The sequence below is a fragment of the Antarctobacter jejuensis genome (assembly GCF_052266595.1).
GTDB lineage: Bacteria > Pseudomonadota > Alphaproteobacteria > Rhodobacterales > Rhodobacteraceae > Antarctobacter > Antarctobacter jejuensis.
This window is the reverse complement of the sequence record NZ_JBQQXJ010000013.1, coordinates 84,523-108,435: the sequence shown is the minus strand read 5'-3', so window position 1 is coordinate 108,435 and position 23,913 is coordinate 84,523. Positions and strand designations below refer to the sequence as shown.

At 64.6% G+C, this 23,913-nt stretch carries 29 protein-coding genes; 21 read left to right on the top strand and 8 right to left on the bottom strand.

All coding sequences use genetic code 11. The features are described from left to right. Window positions 1-80: 80 nt before the first annotated feature. Window positions 81-1,160, bottom strand: coding sequence for a DUF6456 domain-containing protein (locus ACTXGA_RS18010; protein WP_443396014.1), 1,080 nt, complete (start codon window positions 1,158-1,160; stop codon window positions 81-83). 265 nt (window positions 1,161-1,425) lie between these two features. On the opposite strand from ACTXGA_RS18010, the gene ACTXGA_RS18005 reads away from it, so the two are divergent. After that, window positions 1,426-1,713, top strand: a complete 288-nt coding sequence (locus ACTXGA_RS18005; RefSeq protein ID WP_443395992.1) for a DUF6477 family protein — start codon at window positions 1,426-1,428, stop codon at window positions 1,711-1,713. A gap of 16 nt (window positions 1,714-1,729) precedes the next feature. On the opposite strand, the gene ACTXGA_RS18000 is transcribed toward ACTXGA_RS18005, so the two are convergent. Beyond that, window positions 1,730-3,274: a trimethylamine methyltransferase family protein gene (locus ACTXGA_RS18000; protein WP_443395991.1), complete on the bottom strand. Its 1,545-nt coding sequence runs from the start codon at window positions 3,272-3,274 to the stop codon at window positions 1,730-1,732. A 240-nt stretch (window positions 3,275-3,514) separates the two neighbouring features. Here ACTXGA_RS18000 and ACTXGA_RS17995 point away from each other — a divergent pair, with 240 nt between their 5' ends. Then, window positions 3,515-4,147 (top strand): DUF2270 domain-containing protein, encoded by a 633-nt coding sequence (locus tag ACTXGA_RS17995; RefSeq protein WP_443396013.1) that lies wholly within the window; start codon window positions 3,515-3,517, stop codon window positions 4,145-4,147. A gap of 110 nt (window positions 4,148-4,257) precedes the next feature. Here ACTXGA_RS17995 and ACTXGA_RS17990 read toward each other — a convergent pair whose 3' ends face one another. From ACTXGA_RS17990 to ACTXGA_RS17980, 3 genes are all read right to left on the bottom strand, one after another. Beyond that, window positions 4,258-4,560, bottom strand: a complete 303-nt coding sequence (locus ACTXGA_RS17990) for a Lin0512 family protein (protein ID WP_443395990.1) — start codon at window positions 4,558-4,560, stop codon at window positions 4,258-4,260. Beyond that, on the bottom strand, window positions 4,557-4,898 hold the full coding sequence (locus ACTXGA_RS17985) for a Lin0512 family protein (protein WP_443395989.1): 342 nt from the start codon (window positions 4,896-4,898) through the stop codon (window positions 4,557-4,559). Before ACTXGA_RS17985 ends, ACTXGA_RS17990 begins: the two co-directional genes overlap by 4 nt. A 102-nt stretch (window positions 4,899-5,000) precedes the next feature. Continuing rightward, complete coding sequence (locus tag ACTXGA_RS17980) at window positions 5,001-5,180, bottom strand: hypothetical protein (protein WP_443395988.1); 180 nt, start codon at window positions 5,178-5,180, stop codon at window positions 5,001-5,003. 160 nt (window positions 5,181-5,340) lie between these two features. Between ACTXGA_RS17980 and ACTXGA_RS17975 the strand changes: the two genes are divergently transcribed. From ACTXGA_RS17975 to ACTXGA_RS17955, 5 genes are all read left to right on the top strand, one after another. Next, entirely contained in the window at window positions 5,341-6,513 is a 1,173-nt protein-coding gene (locus tag ACTXGA_RS17975; RefSeq protein WP_443395987.1) for an alpha/beta hydrolase, read from the top strand. A gap of 40 nt (window positions 6,514-6,553) precedes the next feature. Then, a complete protein-coding gene (guaA, locus tag ACTXGA_RS17970; RefSeq protein ID WP_443395986.1) occupies window positions 6,554-8,122 on the top strand; it encodes a glutamine-hydrolyzing GMP synthase in 1,569 nt (522 codons plus the stop codon). Then, complete coding sequence (locus tag ACTXGA_RS17965; protein WP_443395985.1) at window positions 8,119-8,763, top strand: YdcF family protein; 645 nt, start codon at window positions 8,119-8,121, stop codon at window positions 8,761-8,763. Before guaA ends, ACTXGA_RS17965 begins: the two co-directional genes overlap by 4 nt. 139 nt (window positions 8,764-8,902) lie before the next feature. After that, window positions 8,903-9,919, top strand: coding sequence for a betaine--homocysteine S-methyltransferase (gene bmt, locus ACTXGA_RS17960; RefSeq protein WP_443395984.1), 1,017 nt, complete (start codon window positions 8,903-8,905; stop codon window positions 9,917-9,919). Window positions 9,920-10,017: 98 nt separating this feature from the next. Next, window positions 10,018-10,239 (top strand): hypothetical protein, encoded by a 222-nt coding sequence (locus ACTXGA_RS17955; protein WP_443395983.1) that lies wholly within the window; start codon window positions 10,018-10,020, stop codon window positions 10,237-10,239. 19 nt (window positions 10,240-10,258) lie between these two features. Here ACTXGA_RS17955 and ACTXGA_RS17950 read toward each other — a convergent pair whose 3' ends face one another. After that, window positions 10,259-11,356: a PA0069 family radical SAM protein gene (locus ACTXGA_RS17950; protein WP_443395982.1), complete on the bottom strand. Its 1,098-nt coding sequence runs from the start codon at window positions 11,354-11,356 to the stop codon at window positions 10,259-10,261. Between the two features lie 175 nt (window positions 11,357-11,531). Between ACTXGA_RS17950 and ACTXGA_RS17945 the strand changes: the two genes are divergently transcribed. The 3 genes from ACTXGA_RS17945 (at window position 11,532) to ACTXGA_RS17935 (ending at window position 14,295) form a co-directional block, all read left to right on the top strand. After that, the gene (locus tag ACTXGA_RS17945; RefSeq protein WP_443395981.1) at window positions 11,532-12,236 is read left to right on the top strand and encodes a cobalamin B12-binding domain-containing protein; all 705 of its coding nucleotides are present in this window, start codon (window positions 11,532-11,534) and stop codon (window positions 12,234-12,236) included. A 196-nt stretch (window positions 12,237-12,432) separates the two neighbouring features. Then, on the top strand, window positions 12,433-12,807 hold the full coding sequence (locus ACTXGA_RS17940) for a c-type cytochrome (RefSeq protein ID WP_443395980.1): 375 nt from the start codon (window positions 12,433-12,435) through the stop codon (window positions 12,805-12,807). A 192-nt stretch (window positions 12,808-12,999) separates the two neighbouring features. Then, window positions 13,000-14,295, top strand: a complete 1,296-nt coding sequence (locus ACTXGA_RS17935) for a PQQ-dependent sugar dehydrogenase (protein ID WP_443395979.1) — start codon at window positions 13,000-13,002, stop codon at window positions 14,293-14,295. 35 nt (window positions 14,296-14,330) lie between these two features. Here the strand turns inward: ACTXGA_RS17935 and ACTXGA_RS17930 are convergent, their stop codons facing one another. Then, window positions 14,331-14,717 (bottom strand): hypothetical protein, encoded by a 387-nt coding sequence (locus ACTXGA_RS17930; RefSeq protein WP_443395978.1) that lies wholly within the window; start codon window positions 14,715-14,717, stop codon window positions 14,331-14,333. A gap of 189 nt (window positions 14,718-14,906) precedes the next feature. Here ACTXGA_RS17930 and ACTXGA_RS17925 point away from each other — a divergent pair, with 189 nt between their 5' ends. The 4 genes from ACTXGA_RS17925 to ACTXGA_RS17910 all read left to right on the top strand — a co-directional run bounded on the left by ACTXGA_RS17925 (window position 14,907) and on the right by ACTXGA_RS17910 (window position 16,331). Continuing rightward, the gene (locus ACTXGA_RS17925; RefSeq protein WP_443395977.1) at window positions 14,907-15,122 is read left to right on the top strand and encodes a hypothetical protein; all 216 of its coding nucleotides are present in this window, start codon (window positions 14,907-14,909) and stop codon (window positions 15,120-15,122) included. Further along, the gene (locus ACTXGA_RS17920) at window positions 15,122-15,439 is read left to right on the top strand and encodes a YbjQ family protein (protein ID WP_443395976.1); all 318 of its coding nucleotides are present in this window, start codon (window positions 15,122-15,124) and stop codon (window positions 15,437-15,439) included. Before ACTXGA_RS17925 ends, ACTXGA_RS17920 begins: the two co-directional genes overlap by 1 nt. A gap of 90 nt (window positions 15,440-15,529) precedes the next feature. Continuing rightward, window positions 15,530-15,703 (top strand): hypothetical protein, encoded by a 174-nt coding sequence (locus tag ACTXGA_RS17915; RefSeq protein ID WP_443395975.1) that lies wholly within the window; start codon window positions 15,530-15,532, stop codon window positions 15,701-15,703. Then, the gene (locus tag ACTXGA_RS17910; RefSeq protein ID WP_443395974.1) at window positions 15,684-16,331 is read left to right on the top strand and encodes a DUF1638 domain-containing protein; all 648 of its coding nucleotides are present in this window, start codon (window positions 15,684-15,686) and stop codon (window positions 16,329-16,331) included. The genes ACTXGA_RS17915 and ACTXGA_RS17910 overlap by 20 nt, the downstream gene beginning before the upstream one ends. 4 nt (window positions 16,332-16,335) lie before the next feature. On the opposite strand, the gene ACTXGA_RS17905 is transcribed toward ACTXGA_RS17910, so the two are convergent. Beyond that, complete coding sequence (locus tag ACTXGA_RS17905) at window positions 16,336-17,985, bottom strand: divergent polysaccharide deacetylase family protein (RefSeq protein WP_443395973.1); 1,650 nt, start codon at window positions 17,983-17,985, stop codon at window positions 16,336-16,338. A gap of 176 nt (window positions 17,986-18,161) precedes the next feature. Here ACTXGA_RS17905 and ACTXGA_RS17900 point away from each other — a divergent pair, with 176 nt between their 5' ends. The 7 genes from ACTXGA_RS17900 to ACTXGA_RS17870 are packed head-to-tail and all read left to right on the top strand — an operon-like array spanning window position 18,162 to window position 23,765. Beyond that, window positions 18,162-18,743: an anthranilate synthase component II gene (locus tag ACTXGA_RS17900; protein ID WP_443395972.1), complete on the top strand. Its 582-nt coding sequence runs from the start codon at window positions 18,162-18,164 to the stop codon at window positions 18,741-18,743. After that, window positions 18,740-19,759, top strand: a complete 1,020-nt coding sequence (trpD, locus tag ACTXGA_RS17895) for an anthranilate phosphoribosyltransferase (protein ID WP_443395971.1) — start codon at window positions 18,740-18,742, stop codon at window positions 19,757-19,759. The genes ACTXGA_RS17900 and trpD overlap by 4 nt, the downstream gene beginning before the upstream one ends. 17 nt (window positions 19,760-19,776) lie before the next feature. Next, window positions 19,777-20,436, top strand: a complete 660-nt coding sequence (locus ACTXGA_RS17890) for a uracil-DNA glycosylase (protein ID WP_443396012.1) — start codon at window positions 19,777-19,779, stop codon at window positions 20,434-20,436. Further along, window positions 20,433-21,236 carry an indole-3-glycerol phosphate synthase TrpC gene (gene trpC, locus ACTXGA_RS17885; RefSeq protein WP_443395970.1) on the top strand — a complete coding sequence of 268 codons (804 nt, stop codon included), beginning with the start codon at window positions 20,433-20,435 and terminating at the stop codon, window positions 21,234-21,236. The genes ACTXGA_RS17890 and trpC overlap by 4 nt, the downstream gene beginning before the upstream one ends. After that, window positions 21,233-21,709, top strand: coding sequence for a cyclic pyranopterin monophosphate synthase MoaC (moaC, locus tag ACTXGA_RS17880; RefSeq protein ID WP_443395969.1), 477 nt, complete (start codon window positions 21,233-21,235; stop codon window positions 21,707-21,709). Before trpC ends, moaC begins: the two co-directional genes overlap by 4 nt. Beyond that, window positions 21,706-22,602: a GIY-YIG nuclease family protein gene (locus tag ACTXGA_RS17875; RefSeq protein WP_443395968.1), complete on the top strand. Its 897-nt coding sequence runs from the start codon at window positions 21,706-21,708 to the stop codon at window positions 22,600-22,602. Before moaC ends, ACTXGA_RS17875 begins: the two co-directional genes overlap by 4 nt. Then, the gene (locus tag ACTXGA_RS17870) at window positions 22,599-23,765 is read left to right on the top strand and encodes a molybdopterin molybdotransferase MoeA (protein WP_443395967.1); all 1,167 of its coding nucleotides are present in this window, start codon (window positions 22,599-22,601) and stop codon (window positions 23,763-23,765) included. Before ACTXGA_RS17875 ends, ACTXGA_RS17870 begins: the two co-directional genes overlap by 4 nt. Window positions 23,766-23,913 lie beyond the last annotated feature (148 nt).

The following is a 23,913-nucleotide window of genomic DNA, read 5'->3' as shown; positions in this document are numbered from 1 at the left end:
TGGCATCTCGCCGCTTCGGGGCCATGCGTTTGTCGCGCTGGCGAATTGCACTGCGAACAGACCTGTGCCGCCCCTTGGCATCACCGGATCAGGTCACCGCCGCCTTTCCCGCGCTCCTCGTAGTGACGGCGCAGACGTTGCAGCGCGATGCGCAGCACGATCTTTCCCGACCGCGCCGACCAGCCCAGCCGCTTTTCCGTCGTTTCCAGACCTTCAAGGTAGCAACAGCACCGCAAGGCCACATCGCCCAGCCCGGGGCCAAGATCCCGCAGCGCGGCCTGCAGACGCCCCTGAGCGGCCGAGGCCCCCGATTCGCCCCCATCCGAAGGCGATGTCACCACGCCCGCGGTCAGGAACTGATCCCAGTTCTGCGTTGTCCGCGGCCCGATCTGCGCCAGTTCGAAATCTTCGCGCTGGCGTTCTCCGGCCGCGACCAGTTCCTCTGTCAGAAAGGGTTCGCCGCCCTTTTCGCGCCGCCGCGACAGGGCGTTGAGCGGGCTTTCCGCCAGCATGTACCGGCCTTTGCGCGCGCGTGGGTCGCGTTCCACCTCATCCAGCGCGGCCTCGGCGTCACGGCCGGTTTCGAAACCGGCCTGTGCCTCGGCAAAGCCGCGCACCCGGTTTTCCTGTTCGGCCACAAGGCGGTTCAGCGCCGCCCGGCCCGCCGACGTGATCCGATAGCGCGAAATCCGTGCCGGTGCCTCGCAGGCGATCCAGTCCTTCAGTGCCATGGCCTGCGCGATGGCAACGTCCACGACCGCGGTTCGCGAACTGCCACCTTCCCCGGTGTCGCGTACAACCACGGCCTTGTCCATTTCCGCGGCCACGGCCAGAACGGCGCCGCTTTCGCATAGTCGGCGCAACACGCGCCGCGCCTCGCGGGCAAGCGTCTGCTCATCCGGCGGAGTGGGAGTCATGGCAGCGTTCATCCGATCCTTGTCCTTTCTGGTCTCTTGCACCGGTAATTCCCCACCGGTCGCCCCCAGGTTGCACAAAGCCGCGTCTACAAGAGGATCATCTCTACGTGTCTCGATTCTGCGCACCTGTCGCAGAACGGTCGAGGCGTGACACCCAGCTTGCCGCGCCAACTCCCGGATCGAGAGCCCTTGTTCGGTGTGCGCAAGGTAGGCACGCGCCGCATCTGGAACCCATTTCGGCATTGGTTCTGCCAAGGTGTCGATGCGCGCATCAGCCATGCGCAATTCCCGCTTGAGGGCAATTTTCCACAGATTTATCCCCAGTGGCCATACCTGCAACCTAAACGTGTGCCTGTTACCATATGGTTAACAAAGCACCGCAAAAGTGACTATTTATAAGAAAGTTAAACCATAACTGAACCCTCCGTTCGGAGCGTTCGGTGATCGCGCAACACCCGTCAGGGCTGTGCATAGTTGCCTCACATTCGCAAAAGCGAGGAGCGAGGCGATGAAAGATATTCTTGGAATGCTGAACGACCTGCGCCGCCCCCGGTTGCTGATCCGGGCCGCGCGCATCGGGGCACAGGACTACCGGCGCGACCCGCATCTGCATCGCGTCTTGGGCTATGGCACCCTGCCGCGTCCCGGCGCCGCGTTGATGCGCCTGATGGAGATCGAGTCAGAAATGGACGCAAGGCGGCGCGTCGAAGACGCCGCCTATACGGTGGCCCGGCACGTCGAGGTGCTGACCGCGATGATGGGAGAGGCCCGCATCCTGCGCGAATCCTCGTACTGACGTCAGGCCGCGTCCGTCAGGCGAACGCGTCCGGCATGGATGCCTTTTTCTGATCGACGTAGGCCTTCAGCGCCTGATGAATCGCAGGGTCCAGCTGCGGCTGCTGGTAGGTATCCAGCAATCGCTGCACCCGGGCCGATGCAAGGGCGACCGTGTCCCGGGCCCCTTCTTCGGACCACGTCTCGTACGGTTTGTAATCGAACAGGTCCGAACGCCAGAAGGACGTCTTGAAATTCGCCTGTGTATGGGCACAGCCAAGGTAATGCCCGCCCGGGCCCACCTCGCGGATGGCATCCATGGCCAGCGTGTCCTCGTTGACGGTCACGCCTTCGGCTAGTTTGTGCAGGGTGCCCAGCTGGTCCGCGTCCATGACGAACTTCTCGAACGAGGACACCAGCCCCCCTTCCAGCCAGCCACAGGCGTGCAGCATGAAGTTCACCCCTGACAGCAGGCCCATGTTCAGCGAATTCGCGGTCTCATAGGCGGCCTGCGCATCGGGCAGTTTGGACCCGCAGAAGGATCCGGCAGACCGGTAGGGCAGGCCCAGACGGCGTGCCAGTTGGCCCGCGCCATAAGTGATCTGCGCAGCCTCCGGCGTGCCAAAGGTCGGCGCGCCAGAGTTCATGTCGATCGAGGTCACGAAAGCGCCCATGATGACCGGCGCTCCGGGGCGAACCAGCTGCGAATAAGCGATCCCCGCCATGGTCTCTGCCAGCACCTGCACCAGCGTCCCTGCGACCGAAACCGGCGCCATCGCCCCGCCGACGATGAAGGGAGAAATGATGCAGGCCTGCATGTTGGCCGCATAGACCTCCAGCGCCCCCATCATGACGTCGTCGAAGGTCAATGGCGAGTTGATGTTGATGAGCGAGGTCATCACCGTGTTGTTGGTCGCGAATTCCTCACCGAACAGGATCTTGCACATGTCCACGCTGTCCTGCGCGCGGCTGGGTTCGGTCACGGAACCCATGAAGGGTTTGTCCGACAGCGTCATATGCGCCATCAGCATGTCTAGGTGCCGCTTGTTCACCGGGATATCGGTGGGCTCGCAGACGGTACCGCCCGAATGGTGCAGCCACTTGGACATCTGGCCCAGCTTCACGAACTTGCGGAAGTCCTCCATCGTCGCGTAGCGCCGTCCGCCGTCCGCATCGCGCACGAAGGGCGGGCCGTAGACCGGCGCAAGCACGAGGTTCCGGCCCCCGATCTCGACATTGCGGGCGGGGTTGCGGGCGTGCTGGGTGAAGGTTGACGGCGCCGTCTTGATCAACTTGCGGGCAAGGCCACGCGGCAGGCGCACGCGTTCGCCGTCGATATCGGCCCCGGCCTCTTTCCAGAGGGCCAGCGCGCCGGGGTTGTTGACGAAATTGACGCCGATTTCTTCCAGCACCTGCTCGGCGCGGTCCTCGATCAGTTCCAGCGCTGCGTCGTCCAGCACTTCGAGGTCGGGGATGTTGCGCTCGATGAACCGTGCGGTGTCCACCTGAACGGCGCTCCGTTCCGCCCGACGTGCTGCCCCGCCGCCGCCGCGGCCCCGTTTGCGCGCTGCTGCCTCTGCCATCGTCATGCCTCCACGCCAGTAGACGGGGCCCCGCCCCGAAAAAAGATTGCCCGCTCATATCAAGCAGCAGATCAAACCCGCGCGCGATTTCCGGCAGTTGAGGGGGGAAAACGACATGCGCGCGCCTTGGTCTGCGCGGTTTACCCGCCGCTCTGCCTGAGTCATCATCCTCTGACGTTCGGGATGGGAGGAGACATCGTGACCGAGGAACCTTCGCGCAGCAATTTCACACAGGCCGAGATGGGCGCCATCGCGCATCTCTGGCGGGGCGAGGTTTATCGCAGCACGATCTGGCGCACCCGTCTGGACACCACGACCAACTGGGCGGTGGTGACGCTGGGCATCGCGCTGTCGATTGCCTTTGCCTCGCCCGATGCCTCGCCGCTGCCGTTGGTGCTGGTGGGCGTGCTGATCATTTTCTTTCTGGTGCTGGAGGCGCGGCGCTATCGCTACTTCAACGTCTGGCGGGCGCGCTGCCGGTATATGGAGCGGCATCTTTATGCGCCGATGTTGATGGAAGGGGATCTGCACCTTGAGGAGAACTGGCAGGAGGTGCTGGCCAAGGATTATTTGCAGCCCGAGTATCATATCTCGACCCTGACGGCGATGGGGCGGCGGATCCGGCGGAATTATTTGTGGATCCTGCTGATCCAGTCGGCCTCATATGTAGGCAAGATCGTGGTCCATCCCACGCCTTTGACCTCGTCCGATCAGATCTGGGAGAGATCGGCGGTCGGGCCGCTGCCCGGCTGGGTGGTGATCGGATTTGGCGCGCTCTACCTCGCCACGTGGCTGGGCATCGCCTTGTGGAGCTGGGCCAGCGACTATCAAAAGGCGAAGAAACGGGGCAATCGAGGCCGCGCGATGGGGTGAGCCGGTCTGGGGGTGTCCACGCGTGGACAGCTTAGGGGGAATGCAGGATCAAGGGGTTACAGGGACGGATTTACCGTCCCTTAATAAACACCCGCCTGTCAGCCCCCCCTTCAGGCCAGCGGAAAGACCTCGATCGCGGCGCTGACGACCAAGACCTCTGTCCCGCCCGGTTGCGGGACGGTCATGCCCCCCGGCACCACTTTCAGGTCGACGTCCGCCGCCCCGAAGGCGCGATTCAGCCCGCTGGTGTCCAGCTCTGCCGAACCGGGCACGCCAAGGGTCACGCGGATTTCCACATCCGCCGCGATATGCAGACGCGCCCGCGCCTGTGCATCCGTAACGGCGCGTTCCGCCGCCTGCGCGACGGTGTCGCCGATTCCCATGCCCATCTGTACGATCAACCGCTGTTTCATGCCGCCGCCCCGTCAAAGCTGACGGTGATCGCCGCATGGGCCATCACGGTCGGATTGCCCACGCCTTCGGGCCGGGGCACGTCCAGACCGCCAAAGCCCACGGACACCTCTGCCTGGCCATAGGGAAAGACCCCGGCCAGTTGCGCGGCATCCACCTTGTCCGGCTGCTGCACCGCCACCTGCACCCGCAGGCGCATGTCCGATTTTTCACGCCCCTGCCATTCGGCCGCGTTGATCGAGCATTTCCACAGCGCATCGCGGATCGCCCGCGCCGCCGCCTCTGTGTAATCGGCGCGCCGGAGCGAGGTGCCAAGGCCGAATTCCGTCAGAACCTGCATGAATAATCCCCTGTCTGTCCGCGCCAAGGGGCCCCCGCGCACCGCAGAATGGCAAGGCCATTTTCGGCACGCGGGGTCATGCCTGACGGCTGGCCGGGCGCGTCAGACAGGGCTGCCGCCAAAGAGCCGGGCAAAACCGCGGCGCTTGCGCGGGGATTCAGGCTCTGGCGAGAACAGGGCATGGGCGGCTTCGGACCGCATCCGACGGCCACGGGCCATGTAATAGGCGGTGTCGATAGAGCCATCGGGACGGGTGCGGATGGTGTCGGTGGGGCGGGTCATGGCGGTTTCTCCGGTAAGGACTGTCGATGGGATCATCTGACCACGGCCCGGCCTGCGCCGCTTGAAGACGGTCTTGTGGTTTGCTTGTGATGGTCTTGTCTTTCCCTTCTGGCGCGCGAAAACCCTTTGTTTTCGGCCCCTACTGGGCGACAGTTTCCGCATGGAATTGCGTTTCGGGACATGCCTGCTGGACCTTGACCGCCGCCAGTTGCATCGCGACGGCACAGAGGTGCATGTGGAGCCCCAGGTCTTTGACCTCCTGGCGGTCATGGCGCAGTCCGGCGGGGCCGTGGTGTCGAAAGAGGCGCTGGTCGACGCCGTCTGGGACGGGCTGGCGGTGTCGGATGCGACCATTGCCGCGCGGATCAGTGCGGCCCGCGCCGCCGTGGGCGATTCCGGCAAGGAACAGAGCGTCTTGCGCACGATCCCCCGGCGCGGGCTGGCCTTTGTGGCCCAATTGCAGGACGCGCCTGCGCAGACCCAACCGACCGCCCTGTCCGCGCCGGAGGTGCAATACGCCCTGTCGCGCGATGGCACCGCGATTGCATGGTGCGCCACCGGCGACGGCCCACCCCTGCTGCGCATCGGGCATTGGCTGTCGCATCTGGAGATGGACACCGGCAGCCTGATCTGGGGGCCGCTGATCGCGCGGCTGGCACGGGGCCGCAGGCTGGTCCGCTATGACCTGCGCGGCACAGGCCTGTCAGACCGCGATGCGCCGCTGACGGATATCGACGAGTTTGTCGACGACCTGCTGGCCGTGGCCGATGCGGCGGGGCTTGACAGCTTTGACCTCTTTGCCGCCTCTCAGGCGGTGCCGGTGGCGATCCGCTTTGCCGCGCGCCATCCCGGACGGGTGCGGCGCATGGTGATGGTGGGCGGCTATGTGGAGGGGCGCGTGTTCCGCCCCACCGCCCCGGGCAGCGTGGACGAAGAGACCATGCTGGCCATGATCCGCGCTGGATGGGGCAAGGCGGGCAGCCCCTTCATCAAGGGGTTCACCACCGTCTTTGCGCCCGATGCCACATCGGCGCAGCGCGATGAACTGGCCGAGATGCAGCTGTCCACCGCCAGCGCGGAAACCGCCGTCGCCTTGCGCGGTGTGATCGACCGGTTCGACGTGCGCGCCGATCTGGAAAAGGTGGATGTTCCGGCGCTGATCTTTCACGCGGCGGGCGATGCGATTCACCCGATCAGCCAGGGGCAAAAGCTGGCCGCGCATCTTAGGGCGGCGCAATTCGTGCGGCTGGAGGGCGGCAATCACATGCTTTTGCCGCAGGATCCGGCCTGGGATCTGGTCATGGACCGCACCGATGCCTTTCTGAGCGCCTGAGCGACATTGCCATTTGCGCGCGGCCTGCCTAATGGAAGGCATGACCGAGACCCAGCACGACCGCCTTCTTATCATCGACTTTGGCAGCCAGGTGACGCAGCTGATCGCGCGCCGCCTGCGTGAGCTGAATGTCTATTGTGAAATCCACCCTTACCAGAATGTCACCGACGCCTTCCTGAGCGACTTCGCTCCGAAAGCGGTGATCTTTTCCGGTGGTCCCGATTCGGTAACCCGAGAGGGCAGCCCGCGTCCGCCGCGCGCCGTCTACGATCTGGGCGTGCCGATCCTTGGCATCTGTTATGGCCAGCAGGTCATGATGCAGGATCTGGGCGGCAAGGTTGTCGCCGGTGAGGGCACCGCCGAGTTCGGCCGCGCCTATGTGCAGCCTTCGGACCGGCGGCTAGACATGCTGACCGGCTGGTTCATGGATGGATCGGGGCGTGAGCAGGTCTGGATGAGCCACGGCGACCACGTGTCGGAAATCGCGCCCGGCTTCGAGGTCTTCGGCACCTCGCCCGGAGCGCCCTTTGCCATCACTGCCGATCCGGCGCGGCGCTTTTACGCGGTGCAGTTCCACCCCGAGGTGCATCACACCCCGAATGGCGCCACCCTGTATGAGAATTTCGTGCGCGAGGCCGGGTTCAAGGGCGACTGGACCATGGGCGCCTACCGCGAAGAGGCGATTGCCAAGATCCGCGAACAGGTGGGCGAGGCCAAGGTGATCTGCGCGCTGTCGGGCGGGGTCGACAGCTCTGTCGCGGCGGCGCTGATCCACGAGGCGATCGGCGATCAGCTGACCTGTGTCTTTGTCGATCACGGGCTGTTGCGCCTGCACGAGGCAGAGGAAGTCGTGGGCATGTTCCGCGACCACATGAACCTGCATGTGATCCACGCCGAGGAACAGGAGCTGTTCCTTGGGGAATTGGACGGCGTGTCCGACCCCGAGACCAAGCGCAAGATCATCGGCAAGCTGTTCATCGACGTGTTCCAGAAATACGCCGACCAGATCGAGGGCGCGCAGTTCCTTGCCCAGGGGACGCTGTACCCGGATGTGATCGAGAGCGTGTCGTTTTCCGGCGGCCCTTCGGTGACGATCAAATCGCACCACAACGTCGGCGGCCTGCCCGAGAAGATGGGCCTGAAGCTGGTCGAGCCGCTGCGCGAGTTGTTCAAGGACGAGGTGCGCGCGCTGGGGCATGAACTGGGCCTGCCCGCCAGCTTTATCGGGCGTCACCCCTTCCCCGGGCCGGGTCTGGCGATCCGCTGCCCCGGTGAGATCACCCGCGAAAAGCTGGAGATCCTGCGCAAGGCGGATGCGGTCTATATCGACCAGATCCGCAAGCACGGGCTGTATGACGAGATCTGGCAGGCCTTTGTCGCGATCCTGCCGGTGCGGACCGTGGGCGTGATGGGCGACGGGCGGACCTATGATTACGCCTGCGCGCTGCGCGCCGTGACTTCTGTCGACGGCATGACGGCGGATTACTACCCGTTCAGCCATGATTTCCTTGGTGAGACGGCGACCCGCATCATCAACGAGGTCAAGGGCATCAACCGCGTGACCTATGACGTGACCTCGAAACCGCCAGGCACGATCGAGTGGGAATGACCCGCTGGGGTTTGCGGATCCTGCGGGGGCTTGTCCTCTACTTGAGCCTCTGTTTTGCGCTGACCGTCGGGTCGATCCTGCTGACGCGGGATTGTTTGGTGATGGATGAGGCATTCGACATCGCGGTGATCCTCGGCGGTGGCCGTGAGGGAGAGGCGCATGTGCTGGAGCACGGCACGGGGCGCATCCATACCGGCGTTGTGTTGTACCAGAACGGCGTTGCGCCGGTCCTGCATCTGACCGGCGGCGGGGATCCGAAAACCCACAAGAGCAGCGCCGAGGGCATGGCCGGGATCGCGCGTGACAAGGGCGTGCCGGACAGTGCGCTGCGCATTGAGACGGAGTCCTTCTCGACGCTGCAGAACGTGCTCTTTTCCCTGCCCGACCTGCCGCAGGACGCGCGCCTGTTGCTGGTCACGGAATCCTATCATGCCTGGCGCGCCTGGGCGTCTTTCGCCTGGGGTGGCCGCCCTGCCCCGGTCTGCGCCAGCCAGAAACCCGGACGCACCACCAAATCCAAGGCATGGGTCGTGGTGCGTGAGACCGGATCATGGGCGGTGAATATCCCGCGCGCCGCGATCTGGTCCGCCGCGCAACTGCTTGGTCTTGAGGCATCCTTGCCAAAGACCTTTCTGACCTGAGCCCCGTTTCGGGCAAATCCCGCACAACAGAGTCGCAAAACCCGCAAACCCACCTCATGTAAATGATGACCATTATGAATTTGCCTGCATGCACCAGATGTGAAACACGCGGGCAAAGACGTTCGGAAAGGCAAGAACGATGACCGACGCACTTACCCGCGCCCTCGCAAAACGCGATTGGCTGCTGGCCGATGGGGCCACGGGCACCAACCTGTTCAACATGGGTCTGATGTCGGGCGACGCGCCCGAATTCTGGAACGAGACCGAACAGGACAAGATCCGTGCCCTGTACCGTGGCGCGGTCGAGGCCGGGTCGGACCTGTTCCTGACCAACTCCTTTGGCGCCAATGCCTCGCGGCTGAAACTGCACGACGCGGCGCACCGCGCCTATGAACTGTCCAAGCTGTCCGCAGAACTGGGCCGCGAGATCGCCGACGCCTCGGGGCGCGAAGTGATCGTGGCCGGGTCCGTCGGCCCGACCGGAGAGATCATGGGCAGCGCCGGCACGCTGAGCCATGAACACGCGGTCGAAATGTTCGAGGAAACCGCCGCGGGCCTGAAGGACGGCGGCGCGGATGTTCTGTGGGTCGAGACGATTTCCGCCCCCGAAGAATACAAGGCCGCCGCAGAGGCATTCGCCAATGTCGGCATGCCTTGGTGCGGCACCATGAGTTTCGACACCGCCGGGCGCACCATGATGGGCATGACCTCGGCCGATATGGTCAAGATGGTCGAAGAGCTGCCCACCCCGCCGATCGGCTTTGGCGCCAACTGCGGTGTCGGCGCGTCGGACCTGTTGCGCACCGTGTTGGGCTTTGTCGCGCAGGGCACCGAACGGCCCATCATCGCCAAGGGCAACGCCGGTATCCCGAAATACCACGACGGTCACATCCACTATGACGGCACGCCCGCGCTGATGGCGGAATATGCCGTGATGGCCCGCGATTCCGGCGCGACGATCATCGGCGGATGTTGCGGCACCATGCCGGTCCACCTGAAGGCCATGCGCGAGGCGCTGGAAACCCGCGAACGCGGCGAGCGTCCGACGCTGGAACGCATTGCCGAGACGCTGGGCGGCTTTTCCTCGGACAGCGATGGCACCGGCGACGACGCAGGCGCCGGGCGTGAACGCCGCAGCCGGCGGCGGCGCGGCTGATTTTTGTCAAAAAAATGCCTTGGTTAAGCCTCATTTAAGGGGGCGCCCTTATCACCCTGTAGCATGAGACAAAGATCTTGTGAGCAGGAGGCTTGACCATGGCGGATCACTCTTGGGTCGCCGACGTATTGAGCGACCTTGAAAGGTACCTTGAGGAGAATGGCGGAACAGCGTCGAAAACGGCACTGTCCTATGCGCGGCAAATCGCGACTAGGGAACTTGGCCTGCCGGATCCGCTTGGCACTTGCGGCGCGCAACCATCGCTGCCCGGCGGCGAGCCGCGCTTTGAACTGGTGGTCGACAACGCCCGCGAAGGCTGACCCGGCGCGTTCCGCGCCCTCAGCTCGCGTCGAACTGAAACCCCAGTTGATCGCCCGCGCGCGGCGGCGGCGCGAACAGGTCACAGCGCATCGGCCCCTGATCGCGGTCAAGGCCAAGCCGGCGGGCGGCGCGTTTGAACCGCGCCGCCACCAGATCGGCATAGGGCCCTTCGCCCCGCATCCGGGCGAACCACTTGGCGGAATAGACCTCTCCGCCATGCATGTCGCGCAGATGCCCCATGATACGCCCCGCCCGATCCGGGTAGTGGGTTTCCAGCCATTCCTGCCAGAGCGGAGAGACCTCCAGCGGCAGGCGCAGCATGATCCAGCTGGCCGTGGTGGCCCCCGCCTCCGCCCCGGCGGTCAGAATCGACTCAAGCTCGGGGTCGGTCAGGGCGGGGATCATCGGAGAGGCCATGATGCGCACCGGAATCCCGGCCTCGGCCAGCCTGCGGATCGCCGCGAGGCGGCGTTTGGGTCCGGGGGCGCGCGGTTCCATCCGGCGCGACAGGCCCTCATCCAGCGTGGTGACGGAAATGCCGACCCGCGCCAGCCCCTGCGCCGCCATGCCGGACAGGATGTCGATGTCGCGTTCGATCAGCGCGCCCTTGGTCACGATTGCCACCGGGTGGTTGAAGTCGCGCAGCACCTCAAGACAGGCGCGCATGATGCCCCGGTCCCGTTCGATGGGCTGATAGGGATCGGTGTTGGTGCCGATGGCCAGCGGCGCGACGCTGTACTTCATCGCCCGCAACTCACGCGCCAGCACATCGGGCGCAGTGGGCCGCGCCACCAGCCGCGTTTCGAAATCCAGCCCCGGCGAGAGGCCCAGCCAGGCATGCGTGGGCCGCGCGAAACAGTAGATGCAGCCGTGTTCGCAGCCGCGATAGGGATTCAGCGTCCGGTCAAACGGCAGATCGGGCGAGCGCACGTAGTTGATGATCGTGCGCGGCACCTCCTCCGACACCTCTGTGCGGATGACACCCGCCTCTTCGGGAATGTCCCAGCCGTCATCCTGATCCTCCCGCCTGAGCCGTTCATAGCGCCCGCAATCGCGGCTGCGCGCGGCGCGGCCACGGGCCTGGGCGGGATCGACGGGGCGTGCGGGGGATGTCATGCCCACAACATAGAACACAACAGGAACACTGACAAGAATTGCGGCAACAGGCCGCGAATGGTCGGAACCGTTTCGCCCAATGTCGCAATCCGCCAATTGACGGATGCGGAAAACAACGATTAGTCGCAAGGATCGAGGCATCCAAACGACATGCCCAACCGAAGGAATCGCGCCCATGTCCGATGAAGAAGACGACATCATCCTCTCTGAACTGGATGACGAAGAGCTTGTCCAACAGATGTTCGACGACCTCTATGACGGTCTCAAGGAAGAGATCGAAGAGGGTGTGAACATTCTTCTTGAGCGTGGCTGGGCCCCGTACCGGGTGCTGACAGAGGCGCTGGTCGGTGGCATGACCATCGTCGGCAACGATTTCCGCGACGGGATCCTGTTCGTGCCCGAGGTGCTGCTGGCCGCCAACGCGATGAAGGGCGGCATGGCCATCCTCAAGCCGCTCTTGGCCGAAACCGGCGCGCCGCGCATGGGCAAGATGGTGATCGGCACCGTCAAGGGCGACATCCACGACATCGGCAAGAACCTTGTCTCGATGATGATGGAAGGCGCGGGTTTCGAGGTAGTGGACCTGGGGATCAACAACCCGGTCGACAAATACCTGGACGCGCTCAAGGCCGAAGAGGCGGACATCCTTGGCATGTCGGCGCTGCTGACGACCACGATGCCCTACATGAAGGTCGTGATCGACACGATGGTCGAGATGGGCATCCGCGACGATTACATCGTGCTGGTGGGCGGCGCGCCGCTGAACGAGGAATTCGGCAAGGCCATCGGCGCCGATGCCTATTGCCGGGACGCCGCGGTGGCGGTGGAAACCGCCAAGAAGTTCATCGAACGCAAGCACAACCAGATGGCGGCGGGCTGAGGTTTTCCCGCTCCCGCCTTTCGATGGCCCCGCCCTCCCCGGCGGGGCCTTTTGCTTTTTGGGGCCGCGCCATTCCCCTCTTGCCCCGCCCGAAATCCGGCGGGCGGGCTTGATGCCGGACGCTTGCGCGATATCTGCAATCCTGCGATGAAATCGGGATCGGCTGGCAAAGACCGGCCAAGGGAGGAAAGTTTCGATGATGAAATCCACCGTTTTGACCGTGTCGATGATCTGTTTCGGGGTGTCTGCCTGGGCAGAGAGCCACGCCACCGAAGCAACAGAGGTCACGGAAGCAGACGCGGTCACGATCCCCGAAGAGGTCGATCTGGCCGCGGCGGAAAAGGTGTTTCGCAAGACATGCCGGGCCTGCCACGGCAACAAGGCGCAGGGCGTGGCAAGCTACCCTAAGTTGTCCGACAAAGAGCCGGAATACATTGCGGAAAAGCTGGAAATCTATCGCTCTGGCGAAAAGATCGGCCCCAACTCGATCCTGATGATTCAGCACGCCAAAAAGCTGTCGGACGAGGACATCGCCAACCTTTCGGTCTATGTCGCAACCGCCTTTGACTGAGGCGGGGCCGGTAATTCCAGGTGCGAGTTGTTCGCAAAGTGCCAACAATTTAAGCGTTGACCGATCAATGTTCCTAGAATTACCGTGTTTCCCGTAGTCTCGAAGCGTTACAGGATTGACCGTGATCAGATAATCTGAGTCACGCCATACCCATTCTGATTTTCGCCGGAAGACTGCTTCAGGGAGGAAATCATGAAAAAAATTAAGACCAAAGCGACTGTTAAATACGCGGCTGTTCTGCTTGCGGGGACGGCGTTCCTGGCGTCGCCGGCATTGGCCCAAAGCGGCATGAACACCACCAAGCTTCAACATGAGGTTGTTCTGGACGACCTGGAAAATCCGTGGGACATGGCCTTCCTCGATGACGGCACGATGCTGTTTACCGAGAAGTGCAAGGGCCTGTCGGTGCGGATGCCGGATGGCACGGTCAACGCGCTCTACGGCGTAGGAGAGACAGCAGGCTACGCCTCGAACGGGGCGGATCTGTTCTGCGAAGGTCAGGCCGGCATGATGGGCGTCGCCTTTGACCCCGCGTTCGACAACAACCGCCGCATCTACGTCTATTCGACGTCGAACATGTCGGATCCGCACACCAACCGGCTGATGCGGTTCACCCTGAACGAGGATTTCACCGCCGTATCGGACCGCACCGATATCGTGGATGACGTGCCTTACAAGATGGCTGCCTCGGACCACCCCTTTGGCGGACCGGGCGCGCACAATGGCGGGCGCGTGCGCTTTGACTCCAATGGCCACCTGTTCCTGACCACCGGCGACACCCACAACGGACAGGTGCCGCAAAGCCCGACGATGATGGGGTCCAAGGTGCTGCGGATCGACGTGGACGGCAATGCCATCGCCGACAACAGCCCGCCCGACGGCTTTGACAAACGGACCTACACCTATGGCCACCGCAACGTGCAGGGCATCGCCTTTCACCCGGTGACCGGCGCGGCGATCACCGCCGAGCATGGGCCGTGGCATTCGGACGAAATCACCATCCTGGAAAATGGCGGCAACGCGGGCTGGGATCCGCGCCCGAACATGGCGGGACGTGGTGACTGCCCGGATGGGTACTGCGGCTATAGCCCCAACCAGGAAGCCGGGATGAACCGCTTTGAGCGGGCGGCCTTTATGCCGATGACCGACTTCGAGACCTATCCCGACGCCATGCCGCCGATCTGGAACAACAACGGCTGGTCACAGGGCACCTCTTCTGCCGCTTTCCTTGCCGGTGAGGCATGGGGCGACTGGGACGGCGCGATGGTAGTCGGCATCATGGGCATCGGCTTTGGCGGAACGCCCATCGGTCAGCGCATCGACGTCATCCAGTTCAACGAAGAGAACAATGACGTCATGGATGTGACCGAGATGACCCTGCCGATGGAGCCGGGCCGGTTCCGGTCCTTGGTCATGGGGCCGGATGGCAGCCTGTATACCGCCATCGATGAAGGCGTGATCTCCAAGCTGACGCCGGGCGGCATGTGATCTAGGCAAAGGGGCCCCGCGAGGGATCGCGCGGCCTACTCCCCAAAGATCAGCACCTCTGGCAACTCAAACCGCTGATCATCCACCCGCACGTGGTAGATGCCTTTTGACAGGCGCCAGTCGAAATCCGTTCCGACGCCGGACATGGTCGCGTTGCCGCGCCGGAATTCGCCATCCTCGAACATCAGCATCCGTGAAAACCCGTTGGCAAAACTCACGACGGCCACCGCCGCGCCATCGGCGCGCGCCACCTTGGCGGTACAGGTTTTCAGGGGTTCGCCGACCTCCTGCGCACAACGCACCTCTCCGCTGTCATCAAAAGTGCCCGATCTGGCGCGCTCTCTGGCTGTCTTGATGTCACTCAAGGCGACACCGGGCAGCGCCGTGGCGGCGATCAGGACAAGCGGCAGAACAACACGCATCGCAACGCCCCCTCAGTGCATGTGATCAATACAAAAACCTATCAATTCGGCGGCGCAAAGTCGATCCGCAGGCCCTGGGGGACTTGGGACAGGGATCAGCGCCCGACCGGCCATCGGATTTTCCGTCCATTTGAACCGCAGCCTTGAACCGGGGCCGGGAAAGCACGATCTTTCCCTAAGGAGGCCGCCATGAAACTCGAAACCCTTGTGCTGATCATCGTCTGCGTGCTGGTGGGCAGCGCCGTGACCATGTGGCTGAGCATGTTGATCCTCGCCGCGTTCAGCGTGCCGTTTGCATGGCTGGCCCTGTTGCCCGCCGCATTGGTGGGCTACGTCCTGTACAGGGTCATCGCCGAACGGGTCGGCAATGCCGAAGAAGACCATTATGACGGGATGAAACACTGATGCTGATCGTGACCACAGAAACCGTTGCCGGTCATCAGATCGCCGAGTCGCTGGGCCTTGTCCGGGGGGCCACGGTGCGGGCCAAGCATCTTGGCACCGATATCGTCGCCGCGCTGAAGCAGTTGGTGGGGGGCGAGCTGACGGGCTATTCCTCACTGATGGCCGGGGCGCGCGAACAGGCCATCGACCGCATGGTGGCCGAGGCAGAGGCCAAGGGCGCGGATGCCATCGTCTGCATGCGCATCCAGACATCTGCCATCGCCAAGGGCGCGTCGGAAATTGTTGCCTATGGAACGGCCGTTCGGCTCAGCCGATAGGCAGATCGCCGCAAAGAGACGAAAAGCCCCATCAATTTCGCTTTTTCTTTATCCGTCTTTGGCCCATACTGAAGGAGTGAGGAGACCCCGATGCCCGTGACATCATTTGCCCTGCTGATCTGTGCCGTTGTATCCGCTGCGGTCCTGACTGTCTGGGCGATGTCCTCTTTCGGGGTGCTGACGGTTCTGCCGGTCCTCCTTGCGCTTGCGCTGCTGGCCCGCTGGGCGCTGGCGCATGTCCCCCATGACGACAGCCGTACCTGAGCTTCCGCGCGACGCCGAGCTGACCGAGGCCGGGCTGACGCCCGCCGGGTCGGGCCGCGTGCTGCTGTTGGCCTGCGGGGCGCTGGCGCGGGAAATCCTGGCCCTGATCCGGCTGAACGGCTGGGAGCACATGGACCTCGCCTGTCTGCCCGCGATCCTGCACAACCACCCGGAAAAGATCACCGATGCGGTGCGCGCCGCAGTGGACAAACACCGTTCCGATTATGACCGGATTTGCGTGGTCTACGCCGATTGCGGTACCGGCGGACTGCTACAGGCCGCCTGCGCGGAGATGGGGGTGGAAATGGTGGCCGGCCCGCATTGCTACGCCTTCTTCGACGGGCTGGCGCAATTCGAGGCGCGCGACGAGATCACCGCCTTTTACCTGACGGATTTCCTGTGCCGTCAGTTCGATGCCTTTGTCTGGAAGCCGCTGGGCCTCGACCGGCACCCGCAGCTGCGCGACATGTACTTTGGCCATTACGAACGGCTGGTCTATCTGGCCCAGACCGAGGATGCCGCCCTGACCGCCAAGGCGGAGGCCTGCGCCGACCGCATGGGGCTGGCCTTTGAGCGGCGGTTCACCGGCTACGGCGATCTGGCCACAACGCTGGAAAGCTGGGCCTGAGCCCTCAGGGCTGTGCCACCGCCTCTGTCAGCACGGTCGACACCGGCACCAGCGCGATGGTCCCGCTGCGGTCCTGCAGCCCCCAGAGCACCAGCGCCGTGATCGTATCGGCGCGCAGCCGACCCATCATCACCACACCGCCCTCTTGCCGGGCGCGAAAGGCCGCCTGATCCAGCGTCCGGCGGATCATCGAGGTATCCTGCCCTTCGCCGTCGAAATCGCGGAAGATCGTCACCGCGGGCACGCCATCCTTCAGCGCCAGCTTTTGCGCGGTGTTCAGCCCCTTGGGCTGCATCACCAGCCCATGCCCGGACCCGGCCAGATAGGCGGCCACCTGCCCCGCGATCGCGCGGGTTTCCTGCAGGCTGCCACCCGGCGCCTCCAGCACGGCGACGGCCTGCGGCACGGCATCCAGGATGCCGGACATGGTCACTTCGACATCCGTGGCCTGCGCGCCTTCGGGCAGATCGCCCAGCACCAACACTTCGAACCCCAGATCGCGGTAGCCCTTGGCCGCGCCTGCGGCATCGGGATGGGTGGGCGCGATGGCGAAGCTGATCGGGAAGGGAAAGCTCTGCAGGCCGGACGGCCCCAGCGGGCCAGAGCCGTCATCCACCAGAACCACCGCCATGCGCGGCACATCCGCGGGCGCCTCGACCTGTTCGGAAAAGCGGATCAGCGGGCTGTCGGCGTTCGGCGCGCCCAGGGGGATCACAACTTCGGTCAGATCCGGTCCCGGCGCGGGATCATCCAAACCCTGCGGTCCACGTCCGACAAGGGATCGGGCGGGTTTGCCGATGGTCGGGGCGACGGGCGCTTGGGTGGTGATTTCCGGCTCAGGCAGCGGCTGAGCCTGTTCGAACAGCGGCCGCGGCGTGGGCGCAGGCGGCACGGCGGCCAGTTCCGGCCCCTCGGCACCGGGCGCTGCGGGATCGGGTGTTTCGGGATCGGGGCGGGCCGGATCGGCGGTCTGCACCTCGGGCGTGGCGGGCTCTGGCGTGACAGGCTCCGCCACCTCCGGTTCCGGCGTTACCAGCGCGCTGTCAGCCTCCGGCACGGCGGGCGCGGGCGGCTGCGCGGGGCCGGTGACGATGATCGGCTTGGCCTCCGGTTCGGGCGCGCCGGGCAAGGGCGCAGTGGCGCCCGGCTTGATCGGCGCATCGCGCCCGACAATCACCGGCGCGGCAGAGGGCGCGGGCAATCCGCTGCCCGGCAGATCGGGCGCGTTGCCCACCACCGGCGGATCCAGCGGCTGTGTATCGGCGCCCACGACCACCGGATCGGCGGGCGCATTCAGGCTGGCCTTGGGCTGTTCGGGACGGTCAACACCGGTTTCGGCCACCGGGCGGCGTCCGGGTTGCGACAGGTCCGGCTTGGGCTGGGCCACCTCAGCCGCCTCCGGATCCTGCACGATCAGCGGGGCAGAGCCATCCTTGGGGTCCGCGACGGGTTCGGAAACCTCGGGCATCGGCGGATCGGCGGGCACATCGCTGCCCGGATCGGTCGCGTCCAGCAGCGCGCTGTCCACCGATCCGGCGGGTGGCGCGATCATCGCGCCCCGCGTCGGAAAGTCCGCCGACAGGGACCACGCGCCCAGGCAGGCGCCCGAAAACAGTCCGCCCCATACGACTCCCGACAGAAAACCCCGTGCCATGCTGCTCTCTCTCATCCTTCACACGCCTGTCCCGGCGCCTTGATCCCCGTCTTCCCCGGGTCCCGCCGGACTTGACGGCGCCCGGACGGCCTGCGCATGTATACCGCGACGTGGGCCCTGCCCGCCAGCCCCACGATCGCCCCCCGCGACAAAACCCGGACGAAAAGGCCACGGTCATGCTGCTTCTGATCGATAATTACGACAGCTTCACCTACAACCTCGTGCATTTCTTCGGCGAACTGGGCGCCGATGTGCAGGTCTGGCGCAACGACGCGCTGAACGTGCAGGAGGCCATGGCGCTGAAACCGACGGGCATCGTCCTGTCCCCCGGCCCCGGCACGCCCGATCAGTCGGGCATCTGCCTTGCGCTGACAGAGGCCGCCGCCGAAACCCGCACGCCGTTGATGGGCGTCTGCCTTGGTCATCAGACCATCGGTCAGGTCTTTGGCGGCACGGTGGTCCGGCATGATGAGATCGTGCACGGAAAGATGGGCCTGATGCATCACCACGGTGAAAGCGTCTTCAAGGGGCTGCCCTCGCCGATCAAGGCGACGCGCTATCACAGCCTCGTGGTGCGCCGGTCCGACCTGCCCGAATGCCTGAAGGTCACGGCAGAGCTGGAGGACGGCACCATCATGGGCCTGATGCACCGCGACCTGCCCATTCACGGCGTGCAGTTCCACCCGGAATCCATCGCCTCGGAACATGGCCATGCCATGTTGCAGAACTTTCTTGACGTGTTGAAGGTGCCCGCATGAGCGACGATCTGCGCCCCCTCATCGGCACCAGTGCCGACCGCCCCCTGACCCGCGCCGAGGCGGAAACCGCCTTTGGCATCCTCTTTGCCGGAGAGGCGACACCCGCCCAGATCGGTGGGTTGTTGATGGCCCTGCGCACGCGCGGCGAAACGGTGGACGAATACGCTGCCGCCGCCGCCGTCATGCGCGCCAAATGCAACAAGGTCGCGGCACCCGCCGGGGCCATGGACATCGTCGGCACCGGCGGTGACGGCAAGGGCACGCTGAACATCTCGACCGCCACGGCATTCGTTGTGGCGGGTGCGGGTGTGACCGTGGCCAAGCATGGCAACCGCAACCTGTCCTCCAAATCCGGCGCGGCGGATGCGCTGGGACAGATGGGCATCAACGTGATGATCGGCGCAGAAGCCGTTGAAAAGGCGCTGGAAAGCGTCGGAATCTGTTTCATGATGGCGCCCATGCATCACCCGGCCATGGCCCATGTCGGCCCGGTCCGGGCCGAGCTTGGCACGCGCACGATCTTCAACATCCTCGGGCCGCTGACCAACCCGGCGGGCGTCAAGCGCCAGCTCACCGGCGCCTTTACCCGCGACCTGATCCGCCCCATGGCCGAAACGCTGGGGCAGCTTGGGTCCGAACGCGCCTGGCTGGTGCATGGCTCTGACGGCACGGATGAGCTGACCATCACCGGGGTCAGTTGGATCGCGTCCCTTGAGGAAGACGGCAGCATTCATGAGGCCGAACTGCACCCCGAGGACGCGGGCCTGCCCGAGCATCCCTTTGAGGAGATCATCGGCGGCACGCCAGAGGAAAACGGCAAGGCCATGCGCGCCCTGCTGGATGGCGCGCATTCCGCCTATCGCGACGCGGTACTGCTGAATTCCGCCGCCGCCCTGACCATCGCGGGCAAGGCCACGGACCTGCGCGACGGCGTCGAGCGCGCCCGAGAGAGCATCGACAGCGGATCGGCGCTGGCCAAGGTGCAGGCGCTGGCCAAGGCCACGCAGGCGGCGTGACCGGCCCCGCCTACCACTTGGTGCCGCCCGACGGCTGGCGGCACCTGCCGTTCTTCGCGGAGGATCTGCCCCGCATCCAGACAGATCTGGCGGCGTCGGAGGCGCAAATTCTGCCCCCCGCACCACAGGTTTTCGCGGCGCTGAACGCCTGTCCGCCGGATCAAACCCGCGTGGTGATCCTGGGTCAGGATCCCTATCCCACGCCCGGCCATGCCCACGGGCTGGCCTTTTCGGTGGAACCGCAGGTGCGCCCCCTGCCCCGATCCTTGTCCAATATTTACAAGGAGATGCAGGAGGACCTTGGCGCAACACCTTCAGACGGCGACCTGCGGTTCTGGGCGTCTCAGGGCGTGCTGCTGCTGAACACCGCGCTGACGGTCGAGGCGGGCAAGGCCGGTGCGCATGCCAAACTCGGCTGGGCCCGGCTGACCGAACAGGTGCTGCGCGCGCTCTGCGATCAGCCGCGCGCCTTCCTGCTCTGGGGCGGTCACGCGCAGGGCTTTGCCAAGCATATTAACGGCCCCGATCACCTGATCCTGTCCAGCGCGCATCCCTCACCGCTGTCGGCGCGGCGGGGCTTTTTCGGCTCGCGGCCCTTTTCCCGCATCAACGACTGGCTTAAGGACAGAGGCCAGACGCCGATCAACTGGACGACGCCCGAAAGACCTGCCTCATGACCATCACCATTCTCGACAAGATCAAAGCCTACAAATTGGAGGAAGTGGCCGCCGACAAGGCCGCCAAACCCCTGTCCACGGTCGAGGAAGAGGCCCGCAACGCCTCTCCGGTGCGGCCCTTTGCGCAGGCCCTGATGGCAGCGGCCCGGACCGGCTATGGCCTGATCGCCGAGATCAAGAAGGCCTCACCCTCCAAGGGGCTGATCCGCGCCGATTTCGATCCCGCCACGCTGGCGCAGGCCTATGAGGCCGGGGGCGCCACCTGCCTGTCGGTTCTGACCGACACGCCCAGCTTTCAGGGCGCCAAGCCCTTTCTGACCGCCGCCCGCAACGCCTGCGCCCTGCCCGCGCTGCGCAAGGATTTCATGTATGATCCCTATCAGGTGGCCGAGGCGCGCGCCCTGGGGGCCGATTGCATCCTGATCATCATGGCCTCTGTATCCGACGCGCAGGCGGCGGAACTGGAGGACTGCGCGGCAAACTGGGGCATGGACGCGCTGATCGAGGTCCACGACGCCGAGGAACTGGACCGCGCGCTGACCCTGAAAAGCCCGCTGATCGGTGTGAACAACCGCAATCTCAAGACCTTCGAAACGACGCTGGACTGTACCCGAGAGCTGTCAAAGGGCATCCCGGAGGGGCGCTTCCTGATCTCCGAATCCGGCCTGAACACCCCCGCCGACCTTGCCGACATGGCCGCCTGCGGCGCCCGCGCCTTTCTCATCGGCGAAAGCCTGATGCGGCAGGCGGATGTGGCCGCCGCCACGCAAGCCCTGCTGAAAAATCCGGTGCCGGCATGAGCGGCCTGACCCATTTCGACGCCGCCGGCAACGCGCATATGGTCGATGTCTCCGACAAGCCGGTGACCGACCGCATCGCCACCGCCGAGGGCCATGTGCAGATGGCGCCCGAGACCTTTGCCCTGATCACCGAGGGCCGCGCGAAAAAGGGCGATGTAATCGGCGTGGCCCGCCTCGCCGGGATCATGGGGGCCAAGAAGACGCCAGAGCTGATCCCGCTCTGCCACCCGCTGCCGGTGACCAAGGTGACCGTCGACCTGACGCAGGACCCGGACCTGCCCGGCCTGCGCATCACCGCCACTGTCAAGACCTCCGGCCAGACCGGGGTCGAGATGGAGGCGCTGACCGCCGTCTCCACCGCCGCGCTGACGGTCTATGACATGGTCAAGGCCGTGGACAAGGGCATGCAGATCGGCGGCATCCGCGTCACCCTGAAAGACGGCGGAAAATCAGGCCGTTACGAGGCGACATGATCTCTGGGCGGTCACTGGAACTGTTCTTTGTGGACGGTCGTCCCGAAGGGATGCTGACTGCCGAAGTTTTCAACTGGACAGGCCACGTGCTGCGCATTCCGCGGACCCGTTTGCCCGAAGGTCTCAAACGCGCTGAAGCCACGCAAACCGGCGTCTATATTCTGCTCGGCCAAGACGATCAGGGGCCACTCGCCTACATCGGCGAAGCAGAAGTGATGTCGGACCGCATCAAGCAACATGCGACGCAGAAGGATTGGTGGGAACAAGTCGTCCTGATAACCACGGCTGGCGACGCTCTACACAAAGCGCATGTCAAATATCTTGAAAGCCGACTGGTTGAAATGGCTTTGGACGCAAGCCAGAGCCGGCTTGAAAACGGGAATGCGCCGCCCCGGTCCAGCTTAAACGAAGCTGCCACAGCAAATATGGAAAGCTTTCTGGATACGCTGCAAATGGTCTTGCCGGCCATCCGCGTAGATCTTTTGCAGAGTAGGAAGCGTTCTGATGCCGTGAAAACGGAAAAAGCTGAATCTCCACAGGCTTTGGAATTTCTATTGGAAGTCCCGAGGCATGGTGTCAGCGCGAAGGCAAAATTGGAAGGCGACGAGATGGTTGTCGTCGCCGGTTCCAGAGTGCGCGCTTCTTGGGTTGGCGACAGAAAATACAATTCGACCTATTGGAAGCTTCACGACGAACTTGTCGAAAGCGGGGTCGTAAAAACCGACGGAGGAAAAGTCGGAGTTCTGATGGAAGACTATGCTTTTTCAAGTCCTTCGGCCGCCGCTGCATTCGTTTCAGGTCGGTCTGCGAATGGCCGTACGAGCTGGAAACTAGCTGACAACCGGACCTACGCCGACTGGGAAGAAGAGCAGTTAAAGGACAGCACAACATGATCTCCGTATCAGAGGCGCTCGACCACCTTTTCGCGCTGGCCCGCCCGCTGCCGGTGGAACGCGTGCCGCTGGTTCAGGCCGCGGGCCGGGTGCTGGCGCAGCCGGTCACCGCAAGACGCGATCAGCCGCCCTTTCCCGCCTCTGCCATGGATGGCTATGCCGTCACCGCTGCCGCCCCCGGCGACCGGCTGACCGTGATCGGCGAAAGCGCGGCGGGCAGCCGATTTGACGGCTCTGTCCGCCCCGGTCAGGCGGTGCGCATCTTTACCGGCGCGCCGGTGCCCCCCGGCGCCACCCGCATCGTCATTCAGGAAGACACCACCCGCGACGGCGACACCATCACCGTCACCGACGCATTGGACGATGGCCCGCACATCCGCCCCGCCGGGACAGATTTCCGCAACGGGCAAACGGTTGCGGCGCCGCGCCTTCTGGGCTCCAAGGACGTCGCCCTGCTGGCGGCCATGAACATCGCCGAGGTGCCCGTCACCCGCAGGCCAAGGGTTGCCCTGATCTCCACCGGCGACGAGCTTGTCATGCCCGGCGACACCCCCGGCCCGGACCAGATCATCGCCTCCAACACCTTTGGCCTGCACGCGCTCCTGCGCGATCTGGGGGCCGAACCGCGCATCCTGCCGATTGCCCGCGACACCACCGCCTCGCTGATCCACGCCTTTGACCTTGTCGATGACGCGGACCTTGTCATCACCATCGGCGGCGCCTCTGTCGGTGATCATGACCTCGTGGCGCAGGTGGCGGCGGAACTGGGCATGGAGCGCGCCTTTTACAAGGTCGCCATGCGCCCGGGCAAACCGCTGATGTCCGGCCGCTTGCGCGACGCCATGATGATCGGTCTGCCGGGCAACCCGGTTTCGGCCATGGTCTGCGGCCATGTCTTTGTCGCCCCGGTGATCCGCGCCATGCTGGGCCTTGGCGCTACACCCGCCCCGCGCTTGACCGCCCGCCTTGCCGCGCCGCTTCTCCCGAACGGTCCGCGCGAACATTACATGCGGGCAGAGCTGACCGGCGACGGCATCACCGCGCTGGACCGGCAGGATTCCAGCCTGCTCAGCGTGCTCGGCGCGGCCAATGCGCTGCTGGTCCGCCCGGTGGCCGATGGCCCGCGCACGCCCGGCGAAACGGTCGAGTACCTGCCGCTCTGATCCTCGCCCGCCTTCTTTGGTTTTCCAAATACCCTCGGGGGGCGGCCCCGCAGGGTTACAGGGGCAAAGCCCCGGAAAGCCACGCCGCTGCTCCAAACCACAGTTCAGCATAGTTTTCCACAACCCAGTTGACACAAAACAAGAACAC